The organism is Streptomyces sp. NPDC003248 (assembly GCF_055563235.1).
Genome location: NZ_JBVHDT010000016.1, coordinates 84164 through 98772 on the forward strand (window position 1 = coordinate 84164; position 14609 = coordinate 98772).

Here is a 14609-nt window from a genome sequence, read left to right on the forward strand (position 1 = left end):
TCGGAGATCTACATCTCCATGTAGATCGCAGACCGTGCAGATCTCCGATCTTCCAGACTTCGAGAAAGATTCACAGACTCATGGCGAACTACACCGCCGCCGACGTCAAGAAGCTCCGTGAGCTCACCGGCGCCGGCATGATGGACTGCAAGAAGGCGCTGGACGAGGCCGACGGCCAGGTCGACAAGGCCGTCGAGGCGCTCCGCATCAAGGGCCAGAAGGGCGTCGCCAAGCGCGAGGGCCGCTCCGCCGAGAACGGCGCCGTGGTCTCGATCATCGCCGACGACAACTCCTCCGGTGTCCTGGTGGAGCTGAAGTGCGAGACGGACTTCGTCGCCAAGGGCGAGAAGTTCCAGAGCGTCGCCACCGCGATCGCCGAGCACGTCGCCAAGACCTCTCCGGCCGACATCGAGGCCCTGCTCGCCTCCGAGATCGAGGCCGGCAAGACCGTCCAGGCGTTCGTGGACGAGGCCAACGCCAACCTCGGCGAGAAGATCGTCCTGGACCGCTTCGCGCAGTTCACCGACGGCTACGTGATCGCGTACATGCACCGCACGATGCCCGACCTGCCCCCGCAGATCGGTGTCCTCGTCGAGCTGGACAAGCCGAACGCCGAGGTCGCCAAGGGCGTCGCCCAGCACATCGCCGCCTTCGCGCCGAAGTACCTCTCCAAGGAGGACGTGCCGGCCGAGGTCGTCGAGTCCGAGCGCCGCATCGCCGAGGAGACCACCCGCGCCGAGGGCAAGCCCGAGGCCGCGATCGCCAAGATCGTCGAGGGTCGCCTCAACGGTTTCTTCAAGGACGCCACGCTGCTCGGCCAGCCGTACGCGCTCGACAACAAGAAGTCGGTCCAGAAGGTCCTGGACGAGGCCGGTGTCAGCCTGAAGCGCTTCGCGCGCATCAAGGTCGGCATCTGAGTCCGTACCGCGACGGACGCCCGGCCCCTATAGGGTCGGCAGCAGTCGTCCGCGTACGTCGTCACGGGACGTGTGACGGACGACAGCAGATCTGACGAGGAGGCCATTGCCGCGCACGGGTTGCGAACGACACCCCACCGGCAATGGCCTTCTTCGTATGTGCACCACGTGAAAGAGGCGGGATCTCCCATGACCACCAAGGCCCAGAAGAGCGACGACGGCAAGGTACGCGGCCGGTTCCTGCTGAAGCTGTCCGGAGAGGCATTCTCCGGCGGTGGCGGCCTGGGAGTGGATCCCGACGTGGTGCACAAGATCGCCCGCGAGATCGCGGCGGTCGTGCGCGACGGCGCGCAGATCGCGGTCGTCATCGGCGGCGGCAACTTCTTCCGCGGCGCCGAACTCCAGGTGCGCGGCATGGACCGGGCCCGCTCGGACTACATGGGCATGCTCGGCACCGTGATGAACTGCCTCGCCCTCCAGGACTTCCTGGAGAAGGAGGGCATCGACAGCCGGGTCCAGACCGCCATCACGATGGGCCAGGTCGCCGAGCCGTACATCCCGCTGCGGGCCGTGCGCCACCTGGAGAAGGGCCGCGTGGTCATCTTCGGCGCGGGCATGGGCATGCCGTACTTCTCCACCGACACCACCGCCGCGCAGCGCGCCCTGGAGATCGACGCCGAGGCGCTGCTGATGGGCAAGAACGGCGTGGACGGCGTCTACGACTCCGACCCGAAGACCAACCCGGAGGCGGTCAAGTTCGACGCCCTCGGTTACGGCGAGGTCATCACCCGCGAGCTGAAGGTCGCCGACGCCACCGCGGTCACGCTGTGCCGCGACAACAAGCTCCCCATCGTCGTCTTCGAGCTTCTCGCCGAGGGCAATATCGCGCGGGCCGTCAAGGGTGAGAAGATCGGCACGCTGGTGGGTGACGAAGTCAGCCGGGCCTGACCGCAGGACCCCCCGGTCCCACGGTCGAGGGCCCCGGTTCGTACGACAACATCCGACCGGGGGACGGAGCCTGGTCGGGGGATGGACAATGTCCTGCCGGTCGGGAACCGTGCAGGAAGAAGACGCGACGCAGCCGGCCGCCGCCACCGACAGGGAACCGCAGCCGGGCCTACTCAAGACACGCAGGAGCAAGTGGTGATCGAAGAGACCCTCCTCGAGGCCGAGGAGAAGATGGAGAAGGCCGTCGTGGTCGCCAAGGAGGACTTCGCCGCGATCCGCACCGGCCGTGCGCACCCGGCGATGTTCAACAAGATCGTGGCCGACTACTACGGCGCGCCGACGCCGATCAACCAGCTGGCTTCGTTCTCCGTGCCGGAGCCGCGCATGGCGGTCGTGACCCCGTTCGACAAGAGCGCGCTGCGCAACATCGAGCAGGCGATCCGCGACTCCGACCTGGGCGTCAACCCGAGCAACGACGGCAACATCATCCGAGTGGTGTTCCCCGAGCTCACCGAGGAGCGCCGCCGCGACTACATCAAGGTCGCCAAGGGCAAGGGCGAGGACGCCAAGGTGTCCATCCGCTCCGTCCGCCGCAAGGCCAAGGACGCGATCGACAAGCTCGTCAAGGACGGCGAGGTCGGCGAGGACGAGGGCCGCCGTGCGGAGAAGGAGCTCGACGACACCACCGCGAAGTACGTCGCCCAGGTGGACGAGCTCCTCAAGCACAAGGAATCGGAGCTGCTCGAGGTCTGATGAACGACTCTTCCTGGGGCGCTCCGCCGCACGCCGGTTCACCGACCGGGTACTGGGGGCCCACTCACCAGGGGCCTGTCCAGGGGGCTTCCCCGGCGGGTCCCGCGTACGATGCGCCTGAGGCGCAGCAGACTCGCCCCATGCCCATCGTCCCCGACGTCCCCGCCGACGACGGACACCAGGATGACGACCGGGGGGCCGCTCGGAGGGGTGGCCCCCTGTTCCGGGACGAGACGTTCCGCGGCGGTCCGGCTCCCGGTGAGGCGACTCACGGCGAGCCGTACCGCGGGGGGACGCCGCCCCCGGGCGGGACGTTCCCCGGCGGGATGCCCCCCGGCGGGGGGTTCCGCGAGGAGACGTTCCGCAACGAGCCGTTCCACGACGAGACCCCGTCGGCGCTGCCCCCTGCGGCGGTGCCGCAGAATCCGGATCCCATGCCCGACGCCCCGCAGCCGGCGCCCGCCCCGCAGAAGAAGAGCGCGGGCCGGGACCTCGGTGCGGCGATAGGGGTGGGCGTCGGACTCGGCGCGGTGATCGTCGCCTCGCTGTTCGTGGTGAAGGCCGTCTTCATCGGCGTCATAACGATCGCCGTCGTGGTGGGCCTGTGGGAGCTCACCAGCCGGCTCCAGGAGCGCAAGGGCATCAAGGCGCCCCTGGTGCCGCTGGCGCTCGGCGGTGCGGCGATGGTCGTCGCCGGGTACGTCCGGGGGGCCGAGGGCGCCTGGCTTGCCATGGCCCTGACCGCTCTGGCGGTCCTCGTCTGGCGGATGACGGAACCGCCGGAGGGCTACCTCAAGGACGTCACGGCCGGTCTCTTCGCGGCCTTCTACGTCCCGTTCCTGGCCACCTTCGTCGCCATGATGCTCACGGCCGAGGACGGGGCGCAGCGCGTGCTGACGTTCCTGCTCCTGACGGTGGTCAGCGACACCGGCGCGTACGCCGTCGGCTGGCGCTTCGGCAGGCACAAGCTCGCCCCGCGCATCAGCCCCGGCAAGACCCGCGAGGGCCTGCTCGGCGCGGTGTCGTTCGCGATGGTCGCGGGCGCGCTGTGCATGCAGTTCCTCATCGACGGCGGCACCTGGTGGCAGGGCCTGCTGCTCGGCCTCGCGGTCGCCGCCAGCGCCACGCTCGGCGACCTCGGCGAGTCGATGATCAAGCGGGACCTCGGCATCAAGGACATGGGCACCCTGCTGCCGGGCCACGGCGGCATCATGGACCGTCTCGACTCCCTGCTGCCCACGGCTCCGGTGGTGTGGCTGCTGCTGGTGCTCTTCGTGGGATCGTCCTGACGGGACTCACCCCCACCCGCGTCGAGCGAGCCCCCGTCCCCGGCGGACGGGGGCTCGCCGCCGTCACGGCCCCTGGCGGGGCGCCATGACGGCGAGCCGGGGCACCCGAGTCGATCTGCGACACTGGTAAGGCCATGCCTAAGCCCGGAGAACTCACTTTCGTCGCCCCCCGCGGAGCCAAGAAGCCGCCGCGGCACCTCGCCGACCTCTCACCCGCCGAGCGGAAGGAGGCGGTGGCGGGGATCGGGGAGAAGCCGTTCCGGGCGAAGCAGTTGTCGCAGCACTACTTCGCGCGGTACGCGCACGACCCGGCGGAGTGGACCGACATCCCCGCGGGGGCCCGCGAGAAGCTGCGCGAGGCGCTGCTGCCGGAGCTGATGACGGTCGTGCGGCATCTGTCGACCGACCAGGGCACCACCCGCAAGACGCTGTGGCGGCTCTTCGACGGCACGCTCGTGGAGTCGGTGCTGATGCGCTACCCGGACCGGGTGACCATGTGCATCAGCTCGCAGGCGGGGTGCGGGATGAACTGCCCGTTCTGCGCGACCGGGCAGGCCGGGCTCGACCGGAACCTGTCGACCGCCGAGATCGTGCACCAGATCGTCGACGGGATGCGGGCCCTGCGGGACGGGGAGGTCCCCGGCGGGCCGGCCCGGCTGTCCAACATCGTCTTCATGGGCATGGGCGAGCCCCTCGCCAACTACAAGCGGGTCGTCGGCGCCGTCCGCGCCCTGACCGACCCCACCCCGGACGGGCTCGGGCTGTCGCAGCGCGGGATCACCGTGTCGACCGTCGGGCTGGTGCCGGCCATCCACCGGTTCGCCGACGAGGGCTTCAAGTGCCGGCTCGCCATCTCGCTGCACGCCCCGGACGACGAGCTGCGCGACACCCTCGTCCCGGTGAACACCCGGTGGAAGGTGCGCGAGGTGCTCGACGCCGGGTTCGAGTACGCCGAGAAGTCCGGCCGGCGGCTGTCCATCGAGTACGCCCTGATCCGTGACATCAACGACCAGGCCTGGCGCGGCGACCGCCTCGGACGCCTCCTCAAGGGCCGACCGGTGCACGTCAACCTGATCCCCCTCAACCCGACCCCGGGCTCGAAGTGGACCGCGTCCCGGCCCGAGGACGAGAAGGCGTTCGTCGAGGCCATCGCCGCGCACGGGGTGCCGGTGACCGTCCGGGACACCCGGGGCCAGGAGATTGACGGGGCCTGCGGTCAGCTCGCGGCCACCGAGCGGTAGTCTGAGCGCCGTACGACATCTTCACATCATCCGACATCTGTAGATCTGACGACATCTTCATATTCCGACAGGGGAGCGCCACAGCGCTGAGAGTGCGGCACCAGGCCGCAGACCCTCTGAACCTCGCCCAGGTCATTCTGGGTAGGAAGTTCGGTCACCGCTCAAGCTGTTGTGCCCCGCCCGGGTCCGCCGGGCGGGGCCGCGTCTCTTCCTGGTCAACCCCAGGAGGAAAACCAGTGCACACCAGGACGTTCGTCGCCGCGGCCGTCGGCCTCGGCCTCGTCACGCTGTCGGCGTGCGGATCGTCGGACGATTCCGCGTCCGGCTCCGGCTCCACCACCGTCACCCTGATCAGCCACGACTCGTGGGCCGTCTCCAAGGACGTGCTCGCGGAGTTCGAGAAGCAGTCCGGCTACCAGGTGAAGGTCCTCACCGACGGCGACGCCGGGCAGGCCGTGAACAAGGCCGTCCTCACCAAGGACAACCCGCAGGGCGACGTCTTCTTCGGCGTCGACAACACGCTCCTGTCCCGCGCCCTCGACAACGGCCTCTTCCAGTCGTACGAGGCGAAGGGGCTCGACCAGGTCGACGCCGCCTACCGGCTCGACGGCGACAAGCACCGGGTCACGCCCGTCGACTACGGCGACATCTGCGTCAACTACGACAAGGAGTACTTCGCCGACCACAAGCTGGCCCCGCCCACCTCCTTCGACGACCTGACGAAGCCCGCCTACAAGAACCTCCTCGTCACCGAGAACGCCTCCACCTCCTCGCCCGGCCTCGGCTTCCTCCTCGGCACAGCGGCCAGGTACGGGGGCGACGACTGGCAGGCCTACTGGAAGAAGCTGAAGGCCAACGGCGTGAAGGTGGTCGACGGCTGGGAGCAGGCCTACAACGAGGAGTTCTCCGGCTCGGCCGGCGGGAAGAAGGCCGGCGGCGACCGGCCGCTCGTCGTCTCCTACGCCTCCTCGCCGCCCGCCGAGGTGATCTACGCGGACCCCAAGCCGACCACCGCCCCGACCGGTGTCGCGACCGGCACCTGCTTCCGGCAGGTCGAGTTCGCGGGGCTGCTGAGCAACGCGAAGAACAGCGCGGGCGGCAAGGCGCTGATCGACTTCCTGATCTCGAAGCGCTTCCAGGAGGACATGCCGCTCAACATGTTCGTCTACCCGGTGCTGAAGGGCGCGGCCGTGCCCGCCGAGTTCACCGCGTACGGGCCCGCCGCCGAGGACCCCGAGACCATGGCCCCGGCGGACATCGCCGCCCACCGCGACCAGTGGGTCACGTCGTGGACCTCACTCGTACTGAAGTGACGAAGGCGGGTGGCGCGGCGGCCCGCACGGGCCGTTCCGGGAGCGCGGCGCGGCTCGGGCTGATGGCCCTGCCCGTCGCGTTCTTCGGGGTCTTCTTCGCCTACCCCGTCGCCGCCATCGTCGCGCGCGGGCTCGGCTCCGACGGGACGTGGCACGCCGGGCGCCTGCTCGACGTGCTCGGGGACCCCGGCATCCGGCACGTGCTGTGGTTCACCACCTGGCAGGCGCTCGCCTCCACCGCGCTCACCCTGCTGGTCGCCCTGCCCGCCGCCTACGTCTTCGCCCGCCTCTCCTTCCCCGGCAAGCAGGTCCTGCGGGCCGTCGTCACCGTCCCGTTCGTGCTGCCGACGGTCGTCGTCGGGACGGCCTTCCTGGCGCTCGTCGGGCGCGGCGGACTCCTCGACGAGCTGTGGGGCGTACGGCTGGACACCACGGTGTGGGCGATCCTGGCCGCGCACGTCTTCTTCAACTACGCGGTCGTGGTGCGGACGGTGGGCGGGCTGTGGGCGCAGCTCGACCCGCGGCAGGAGGAGGCGGCGCGGATGCTGGGTGCGTCGCCGTGGCGGGCGTGGCGCCGGGTGACCCTGCCGGCCCTCGCGCCCGCCGTGGCCGCGGCCGCGCTCATGGTGTTCCTGTTCACCTTCACCTCCTTCGGCGTGGTGCAGATCCTCGGCGGGCCCGCCTTCTCGACCCTGGAGGTCGAGATCTACCGGCAGACGTCGGAGCTGTTCGACCTGTCCACGGCGGCCGTCCTCACGATCGTCCAGTTCACCGCCGTCGGCGCGGTCCTCGCCGTGCACGCCTGGACGGTACGGCGGCGGGAGAGCGCGCTGCGGCTGGTGGACGCCTCCCTGACGGCGCGGCGGCCCCGCGGGGCCGGGCAGTGGACGCTGCTGGCCGGCGTCCTGGCCACCGTCGCCGTGCTGATCCTGCTGCCGCTGGCGGTCCTGGTCCAGCGCTCGCTGGACGCGCCGGACTTCGCCTACTACCGGGCGCTGACCGGCGACGACGGCCATGTCTTCCTCGTCCCGCCGATCGACGCGATCGGCAACTCCCTCCAGTACGCGCTCGCCGCCACCGCGATCGCCGTGGTGATCGGTGCTCTGGCGGCCGCCGCGCTGACCCGCCGGGACGCCGGACGCCTCGTCCGCGGGTTCGACGCGCTGCTGATGCTGCCGCTCGGCGTCTCCGCGGTGACCGTCGGCTTCGGGTTCCTGATCGCGCTGGACGAGCCCCCGCTGGACCTGCGCGGCACCTGGATCCTGGTGCCGCTGGCCCAGGCGCTGGTCGGCGTCCCCTTCGTCGTACGGACCATGCTGCCGGTGCTGCGCGCGGTGGACGGACGGCTGCGGGAGGCGGCGGCGGTGCTGGGGGCGTCGCCGTGGCGGGTGTGGCGGGAGGTGGACCTGCCGATGGTGCGGCGGGCGCTGCTCGTCGCGGCCGGGTTCGCCTTCGCGGTGTCGCTCGGGGAGTTCGGGGCGACGGTGTTCATCGCGCGGCCCGACGCCCCGACGCTGCCGGTCGCCGTGGCGCGGCTGCTGGGCCGGGCCGGCGAGCTCAACTACGGCCAGGCGATGGCCCTTTCGACGATTCTGATGCTGGTGTGCGCGGTGGCCCTGCTGGTGCTGGAGCGGCTGCGGACCGACCGGACGGGGGAGTTCTAGATGCTGCTGCGGCTCGAGGGTGCGACCGTGCGGTTCGGCGGCGGGCGGCCGGTGCTGGACGCCGTCGACCTCGCCGTCGCCGAGCACGAGGTGGTGTGTGTGCTGGGGCCGAGCGGCAGCGGCAAGTCGACCCTGCTGCGGGCGGTGGCCGGGCTCCAGCCCCTGGACGCCGGGCGGGTGCTGCTCGACGGGCGCGACCAGGCGGGCGTGCCCGCGCACCGGCGGGAGCTCGGGCTGATGTTCCAGGACCACCAGCTCTTCCCGCAGCGGGACGTGGGCGGCAACGTGGCCTTCGGGCTGCGGATGCACGGCGTCCCCGGGCGGCAGCAGCGGGAGCGGGTGGCGGAGCTGCTCGATCTCGTGGGGCTGCCGGGGGACGCCCGCCGGGCCGTCGCCGCGCTCTCCGGCGGTGAGCAGCAGCGGGTCGCGCTGGCCCGGGCGCTCGCGCCCCGGCCCCGGCTGCTGATGCTGGACGAGCCGCTCGGGCAGCTCGACCGGTCGCTGCGGGAGCGGCTGGTCGTCGAACTGCGGGAGCTGTTCGGCCGGTTGGGCACCACCGTGCTGGCGGTCACCCACGACCAGGGCGAGGCGTTCGCGCTGGCCGACCGGGTCGTGGTGATGCGGGAAGGACACATCGCCCAGTCCGGTACGCCGCTGGAGGTGTGGCAGCGGCCGGCGGACGCGTTCGTCGCCCGCTTCCTCGGCTTCGACAACGTGGTGGAGGCGGGCGTCGCCGGGGAGGCCGCGGTCACCCCGTGGGGCAAGGTGCCGGTGCCGGCCGGCTCCCCGCAGGGGACGCGCACCCTGCTCGTCCGGCCGGCCGGGGTGCGGCTGGCCGACGCGGGCGAGGGCCTGCGCTGCACGGTCGCCGCCCGCACCTTCAAGGGCACGCATGTCGCCGTCCACCTCCAGCCGGAGGACGCGCCGCGCCTGGAGGCCGCGTGCGCGCTGCGGCTGGCGCCGGAGGTCGGGGACGTGGTGGGCGTGGTGTTCGACCCGGCCGACGTCGTCGTGCTCGACTGACCCGGGCCGGTCTCCGAAGGCCGCGGACGCCGACGGCCCGCCTCCGCCGGGGTTTCCGGAGGAGGCGGGCCGTGCGGGGTCAGCGGCTCGTGCCCCGGCGGCGCATGCCGAGGAAGACCGCGCCGCCGCCCACGGCGACCAGGACGACGGCGAGGCCGACGATCAGCCCGGTGTGGGAGTCGGCGCCGGTCTCGGCGAGGTGGGACTCGCCGACGGCGGGCGAGGGGGCGTTGCTCGCGCCGGAGTCCGCGGCCGCGGTGCTCTCGCTCCCGGAGGCCGAGGCCGAGGCCGCCGGGGACGACGGGGCCGGCGTGGCGGCCCCGGACGCGGACTCGTCCGGGGCGGGGGAGGAGTCCGACGGCGACGGCGAGGGCGTCGGGGTGGTGGCGGTGTCGTCGGCCGTGCAGGCCTTGGCCGGGGTCTTCAGGTTCGGCGTGATGTCCGCGTTGACGTCGTCGCCGGCCGTCACGTGGATCCGGTACTCGGCGTTCGGCTGCCAGTCCTCGGGGAAGGTGACGGTGACGCCCGCGGCCGAGCCGGTGACCTCCTGCTCGCCGACCTGCCTCAGGTCGGCGTTGTTGTTCTGGAGGTAGACGGTGACGACGGCGGGGGTCGCCGTCGGGTCCTTGTCGATGACCGTGATGACGCCCTCGGCGCCGTCGCAGGAGGCCGCGGCGGAGAAGTCCGCGATGTCGCAGGCCGACGCGGAGGCGGACGCCCCGAGGACGAGGGCGGCCGCCGCGGCGGCGACACCGAGCATGCGCACCGGACGGGCGGCGGTACGGCGGGATGGGGACACGTTTGTCCTTACGTGATGCGCAACTGAGGGGGGTGGCCGGGGAGTTGACGCCCCTGACAGGGCGGGCGACGACATCCCCGGGAGGCTCACAGGTCTATAAGCGTTCCATAAGCACTGTCAACGTGCTGATGGTTCGGCACTCCCGGCTTTGCCCGCTTATTAACCGGCGATACGTTTCAGCGCCTCCGGTTCCCTTCCCCCTCGTTCCCCTCGCCTACGGTCCCGTGCCCGCCGTCCCGGCGGCCGGTCAGCCCTCGATCGACGCCGGGTCCATCCAGACGACCTCCCAGGTGTGGCCGTCCAGGTCGTCGAAGGAACGGCCGTACATGAAGCCGTGGTCCTGGGTGTCGCCGCTGGGCGTGCCGCCCGACGCCAGCGCGCGGTCGACCAGTTCGTCGACCTTCTCGCGGCTCTCGGCGCTCAGCGCGACCAGGACCTCGCTGGTCCTCGTGGCGTCCGCGATCTCCTTCTTGGTGAACGTCGCGTAGAACGGCTTGGTGAGCAGCATCGCGACGATCGTGTCGCTGATCACCACGGAGGCCGCGTTCTCGTCGCTGAACTGGGGGTTGATCGAGTAGCCGAGCCCGGTGAAGAACTTCTTCGAGGCCTCGAGGTCGTCCACGGGCAGGTTGACGAAGATCATCTGCTGGTAGGCGGAGGCGGTCATCGGTCTCTCCCATCGGTGCGTGCGGTCCGAGCGCGGCCCGTGCGGGGCCCGCGTGCGGCTCGTGCGGGGTGTGCGTGCTGTTCGTGGAAGTTGACCGGCGGGCCGCGCGGAACTCATCGGAGTCCGGAGCTCTTTTTTCGCGCGTTCCCGGCGGGAGGGCTCAGCGGTCCAGGGGGAGGGACGCGAGCGCGGCCACGAGCAGGGTGAGCGGGACGAAGAGCACGGCGAGCGCGCCGGCGCGCAGGGCGGCCGCGCTGCGCAGCACCGTCGTCGGGGCGCCGAGGCGGAGCAGGGCCGCGGTGGTCTCGGCGCGCGCCTGACGTGCCTCCACGGCCGCGGTGAGCAGGGTGGCGAGGGCGCAGCCGGCGACCAGGAGCGCGCCGAGGGTGGTGAGCGGTCCGGCGGCCGGGTCGGCCGGGTGGTCCAGGGCGGCCAGGGCGTACGCGCCCGAGGCCACCGCGCTGACGATGCCCAGCGGGCGGCCGATGCGGGAGGCCTCCTGCATCAGGCCGCGGCCGGCCAGCAGGCGCAGGGCGCCGGGGCGGACGGCTTGCAGCAGCCGGCCGCAGAGGTGGGTGAGGCCGGGGCCCGCGAGGGCGAGGCCGACGGCGGTGAGGGCCCAGCCCACGAGGACCGCGGCGGGACCGGTGGGGCCGCCGGGGAGGGCGAGGCGGGTGCCGTCCGTGGTCTGGGTGGCGTAGGCCTCCACGGCGAGGCCGGTGGCGAGGAGGGCCGCGCCCCAGGGCAGGGCGGTGGGGTGCGGAGCCGGGGGCTCGGGGACCTGACCGGGCGCGTCGGCCGGGGCGTCGGCTGCGGCCGGGGCGGGGGTGGCCCCGTCCGGAGCCGGCGGGGCGGCGGCCGTGCCGTCCGGCGCCGGGGGACCGTCGTGCGGGCCGCCCGTCGTGCCGTCCGTCCTCGCCGGTGTCCGGTTCAGCCGGAGCGGGGGGATCGCCGTCACGGCGGTGGCGCGGCCGCCCGTGGTGACCGTGGCGGCGGGGGTGGCCGGGCGGGACGGCCGGCCGTCGGCGGCGGGGCGGACCGTCGCCCGCGCCCGGAACCGTCCGTAGGCTCCGAACGTCTCGCCGGGCGTGCGCGCGCCCGTCGCGAACCGCCGCAGCGCCCGCACCGCGCCCCGGGGGTTCGCCGGCCGGGCGTCCCGGGGGCGCAGGGACCACGCCACCGCCGAGGAGGCCGTCGCCGGGACCAGGGCCAGCAGGGTCAGGGCCGCCGGGAGCGGGAGGGGGACCCCCGCGGCCAGGAAGCCCGCGGCCGCCCGGTCGAAGGGCATGCCGGTGAGGTCGCCGCGGAGGTGGAGGAAGACCAGCAGGGCCAGCAGGGAGCCGACGGTGGTGGACAGGGCGGTCGTCGTCGCGGAGACGGCCATCAGCCGGGCGGGACCGAGGCCGGCGGCCGCCAGCCCGGGGCGGGGGCGGGTGCCGGGGTCCGTGCGGGCCACCGCCAGGGCGAGCTGGACCGTCGCCGCGACGGGGACCACGCACCAGGCCAGCCGGAGGGTGGAGGCGGCCGGGGTACCGGGGTGGACGAGGGCGTTGCCGAGGGTGCACAGCAGGAGGAAGCCCGTGCCCGCCGAGGCCGTCGCCACCAGCAGGCGGCGCAGTTGGACGGCGGGGTGGGCGCTGCGGGTCAGGCGGAGAGCGAGCACGCCGCCCGGCCTTCCGTCTCGGCGGTGACGGGCGGCAGGTGGACCGTGTTCACCCGCCGGCCGTCCAGGAGGGACACCGTGCGGTCGGCGAGGGCCGCCGTCTCCGCGTCGTGGGTGGCCAGGACGACGGTGATGCCGTGCGAGCGGGCCGCCGTCGTCAGGGTGCGCAGGACGTGGGAGCGGTCCGCGCGGTGCAGGGGGGCGGTCGGCTCGTCGGCGAAGAGGACCGAGGGGGCGGGGGCCAGGGCGCGGGTGATGCAGACGCGCTGGCGTTCGGCCTGGGTCAGCTCGTGCGGCCGGCGGCCGGCCCGCTCGCCCACGTCGAGACGGTCCAGCCACTCCAGGGCGGAGGCCTTGGCGCGGCGGCGGCTGGTGCCGCGCAGCATCAGGGGGAGGGCCGTGTTCTCCCAGACGGTGAGTTCGGGGACGAGCACGGGGGCCGGGTCGATCCAGGAGAAGCGGTCGCGGCGCAGCCGTTCCCGGGCCATCGGGCCCATCGTGTGCACGGGGACGCTGTTGAACCAGACCTCGCCGCGCTGGGCGGGCGCGAGGCCGGACAGGCAGTGCAGCAGGGTCGTCTTGCCGCTGCCGCGCGGGCCGGTCACGGCGAGGATCTCGCCCTCCCGCACACCGAGCGAGACCCCGCCCAGGGCGGGGGAGCCGTCGTGGTGCGTGAAGTGCAGGGACCGTGCCCACAGCACGTCGTTGTCCGGCGGGGCCTCCATGGGCGTACACCTCGGTTCAGATCTGTGGTTCCCGTGCGCTTTCCCCCGTCCGGGGGAACGAAGGCAGGGCCGATCGGTCACTGGCACGCTAGGCAGCTCATGACGGGCATCCGGACAGCACACGGCCCCGGGCGCCCGTTTCTCACTCGAACGGGCGGCGCCGGGGCCGGTGTCGGTCACTGCGGGAAGCGGACCGTGGGGCGGACCGCGGGGAGGCGGGTCCGCCCGGAGGTCACAGCTTCGTCCACGCCTCCGTCAGGGTCGCGCGCAGGATCTGCTCGATCTCGTCGAACGTCTTCTGGTCGGAGATCAGCGGCGGGGCGAGCTGGACGACCGGGTCACCCCTGTCGTCCGCACGGCAGTACAGGCCGTTGTCGAAGAGGGCCTTGGACAGGAAGCCGTACAGGACGCGCTCGGTCTCCTCGTCGTTGAAGGACTCCTTCGTCGCCTTGTCCTTGACCAGCTCGATGCCGTAGAAGAAGCCGTTGCCGCGGACGTCGCCGACGATCGGCAGGTCGTGCAGCTTCTGGAGCGTGGACAGGAAGGCGCCCTCGTTGTCCAGGACGTGCTGGGTGAGGTTCTCGCGCTCGAACAGGTCGAGGTTGGCGAGGCCCACGGCCGCGGAGACCGGGTGGCCGCCGAAGGTGTAGCCGTGCAGGAAGGTGTTGTCGCCCTTGTAGAACGGCTCGGCCAGGCGGTCGGAGACGATGCAGGCGCCGATCGGGGAGTAGCCCGAGGTCATGCCCTTGGCGCAGGTGATCATGTCCGGCACGTAGTCGAACTTGTCGCAGGCGAACATCGTGCCGAGGCGGCCGAAGGCGCAGATGACCTCGTCCGACACGAGCAGCACGTCGTACTGGTCGCAGATCTCGCGGACCCGCTGGAAGTAGCCGGGCGGGGGCGGGAAGCAGCCGCCGGCGTTCTGCACCGGCTCCAGGAAGACCGCGGCGACCGTGTCCGGGCCCTCGAAGAGGATCTGCTGCTCGATCTGGTCGGCGGCCCAGCGGCCGAAGGCCTCGGGGTCGTCGCCGTGGATCGGGGCGCGGTAGATGTTGGTGTTCGGGACCTTGTGCGCGCCCGGGACCAGCGGCTCGAAGGGGGCCTTCAGCCCCGGCAGGCCGGTGATGGACAGGGCGCCCTGCGGGGTGCCGTGGTAGGCGACCGCGCGGGAGATGACCTTGTACTTGGTGGGCTTGCCGACCAGCTTGAAGTACTGCTTGGCGAGCTTCCAGGCGGTCTCGACCGCCTCACCGCCGCCGGTGGTGAAGAAGACCTTGTTCAGGTCGCCCGGGGCGTGGTGCGCGAGGCGCTCCGCCAGCTCCACGGCCTTGGGGTGGGCGTAGGACCAGACCGGGAAGAACGCCAGCTCCTGGGCCTGCTTGAAGGCCGTCTCCGCCAGTTCCGTGCGGCCGTGGCCGGCCTGGACCACGAACAGGCCGGCGAGACCGTCGAGGTAGCGCTTGCCCTTGTCGTCGTATATGTAGGTGCCCTCGCCCCGGACGATGGTGGGGACCGGGGAGTTCTCGTACGACGACATGCGGGTGAAGTGCATCCACAGGTGGTCGTACGCGCTGCGGCTGAGGTCCTTGGTGCTCACGGTTATCGGG

General features: G+C 72.3%; 13 protein-coding genes. 8 read left to right on the plus strand and 5 right to left on the minus strand.

The features are described from left to right. Window positions 1-80: 80 nt before the first annotated feature. From tsf to ACZ3KJ_RS29605, 8 genes are all read left to right on the plus strand, one after another. The gene (gene tsf / locus ACZ3KJ_RS29570; RefSeq protein ID WP_467531430.1) at window positions 81-917 is read left to right on the plus strand and encodes a translation elongation factor Ts; all 837 of its coding nucleotides are present in this window, start codon (window positions 81-83) and stop codon (window positions 915-917) included. 189 nt (window positions 918-1106) lie between these two features. Beyond that, window positions 1107-1865 (plus strand): UMP kinase, encoded by a 759-nt coding sequence (pyrH, locus tag ACZ3KJ_RS29575; protein WP_389520240.1) that lies wholly within the window; start codon window positions 1107-1109, stop codon window positions 1863-1865. A gap of 195 nt (window positions 1866-2060) precedes the next feature. Then, window positions 2061-2618 (plus strand): ribosome recycling factor, encoded by a 558-nt coding sequence (frr, locus tag ACZ3KJ_RS29580; RefSeq protein ID WP_389520238.1) that lies wholly within the window; start codon window positions 2061-2063, stop codon window positions 2616-2618. Further along, entirely contained in the window at window positions 2618-3907 is a 1290-nt protein-coding gene (locus tag ACZ3KJ_RS29585; RefSeq protein WP_467531432.1) for a phosphatidate cytidylyltransferase, read from the plus strand. The genes frr and ACZ3KJ_RS29585 overlap by 1 nt, the downstream gene beginning before the upstream one ends. 134 nt (window positions 3908-4041) lie before the next feature. After that, window positions 4042-5148, plus strand: a complete 1107-nt coding sequence (rlmN, locus tag ACZ3KJ_RS29590) for a dual-specificity RNA methyltransferase RlmN (protein WP_467531433.1) — start codon at window positions 4042-4044, stop codon at window positions 5146-5148. A 236-nt stretch (window positions 5149-5384) separates the two neighbouring features. After that, window positions 5385-6461, plus strand: a complete 1077-nt coding sequence (locus ACZ3KJ_RS29595; RefSeq protein ID WP_467531435.1) for a thiamine ABC transporter substrate-binding protein — start codon at window positions 5385-5387, stop codon at window positions 6459-6461. Between the two features lie 62 nt (window positions 6462-6523). Next, window positions 6524-8125, plus strand: a complete 1602-nt coding sequence (locus ACZ3KJ_RS29600; RefSeq protein WP_467531511.1) for an ABC transporter permease — start codon at window positions 6524-6526, stop codon at window positions 8123-8125. Further along, window positions 8126-9148, plus strand: coding sequence for an ABC transporter ATP-binding protein (locus ACZ3KJ_RS29605; protein WP_467531437.1), 1023 nt, complete (start codon window positions 8126-8128; stop codon window positions 9146-9148). A gap of 79 nt (window positions 9149-9227) precedes the next feature. Here the strand turns inward: ACZ3KJ_RS29605 and ACZ3KJ_RS29610 are convergent, their stop codons facing one another. From ACZ3KJ_RS29610 to ACZ3KJ_RS29630, 5 genes are all read right to left on the minus strand, one after another. Beyond that, window positions 9228-9947 carry an LAETG motif-containing sortase-dependent surface protein gene (locus ACZ3KJ_RS29610; protein ID WP_467531439.1) on the minus strand — a complete coding sequence of 240 codons (720 nt, stop codon included), beginning with the start codon at window positions 9945-9947 and terminating at the stop codon, window positions 9228-9230. 247 nt (window positions 9948-10194) lie between these two features. Then, window positions 10195-10614: a VOC family protein gene (locus ACZ3KJ_RS29615; protein ID WP_389520226.1), complete on the minus strand. Its 420-nt coding sequence runs from the start codon at window positions 10612-10614 to the stop codon at window positions 10195-10197. 160 nt (window positions 10615-10774) lie between these two features. Further along, window positions 10775-12277: a hypothetical protein gene (locus ACZ3KJ_RS29620; protein ID WP_467531441.1), complete on the minus strand. Its 1503-nt coding sequence runs from the start codon at window positions 12275-12277 to the stop codon at window positions 10775-10777. Continuing rightward, window positions 12259-13002: an ABC transporter ATP-binding protein gene (locus tag ACZ3KJ_RS29625; RefSeq protein WP_389520223.1), complete on the minus strand. Its 744-nt coding sequence runs from the start codon at window positions 13000-13002 to the stop codon at window positions 12259-12261. Before ACZ3KJ_RS29625 ends, ACZ3KJ_RS29620 begins: the two co-directional genes overlap by 19 nt. A gap of 232 nt (window positions 13003-13234) precedes the next feature. After that, entirely contained in the window at window positions 13235-14599 is a 1365-nt protein-coding gene (locus tag ACZ3KJ_RS29630; RefSeq protein WP_401691750.1) for an aspartate aminotransferase family protein, read from the minus strand. Window positions 14600-14609 lie beyond the last annotated feature (10 nt).

What these genes read in the sequence shown, in the direction of transcription:
- tsf (WP_467531430.1), top strand. Translation starts at nt 81, where the DNA reads ATGGCGAACTACACCGCCGCCGACGTCAAGAAGCTCCGTGAGCTCACC.
- pyrH (WP_389520240.1), top strand. Translation starts at nt 1,107, where the DNA reads ATGACCACCAAGGCCCAGAAGAGCGACGACGGCAAGGTACGCGGCCGG.
- ACZ3KJ_RS29585 (WP_467531432.1), top strand. Translation starts at nt 2,618, where the DNA reads ATGAACGACTCTTCCTGGGGCGCTCCGCCGCACGCCGGTTCACCGACC.
- rlmN (WP_467531433.1), top strand. Translation starts at nt 4,042, where the DNA reads ATGCCTAAGCCCGGAGAACTCACTTTCGTCGCCCCCCGCGGAGCCAAG.
- ACZ3KJ_RS29600 (WP_467531511.1), top strand. Translation starts at nt 6,524, where the DNA reads ATGGCCCTGCCCGTCGCGTTCTTCGGGGTCTTCTTCGCCTACCCCGTC.
- ACZ3KJ_RS29605 (WP_467531437.1), top strand. Translation starts at nt 8,126, where the DNA reads ATGCTGCTGCGGCTCGAGGGTGCGACCGTGCGGTTCGGCGGCGGGCGG.
- ACZ3KJ_RS29615 (WP_389520226.1), bottom strand. Translation starts at nt 10,614, where the DNA reads ATGACCGCCTCCGCCTACCAGCAGATGATCTTCGTCAACCTGCCCGTG.
- ACZ3KJ_RS29625 (WP_389520223.1), bottom strand. Translation starts at nt 13,002, where the DNA reads ATGGAGGCCCCGCCGGACAACGACGTGCTGTGGGCACGGTCCCTGCAC.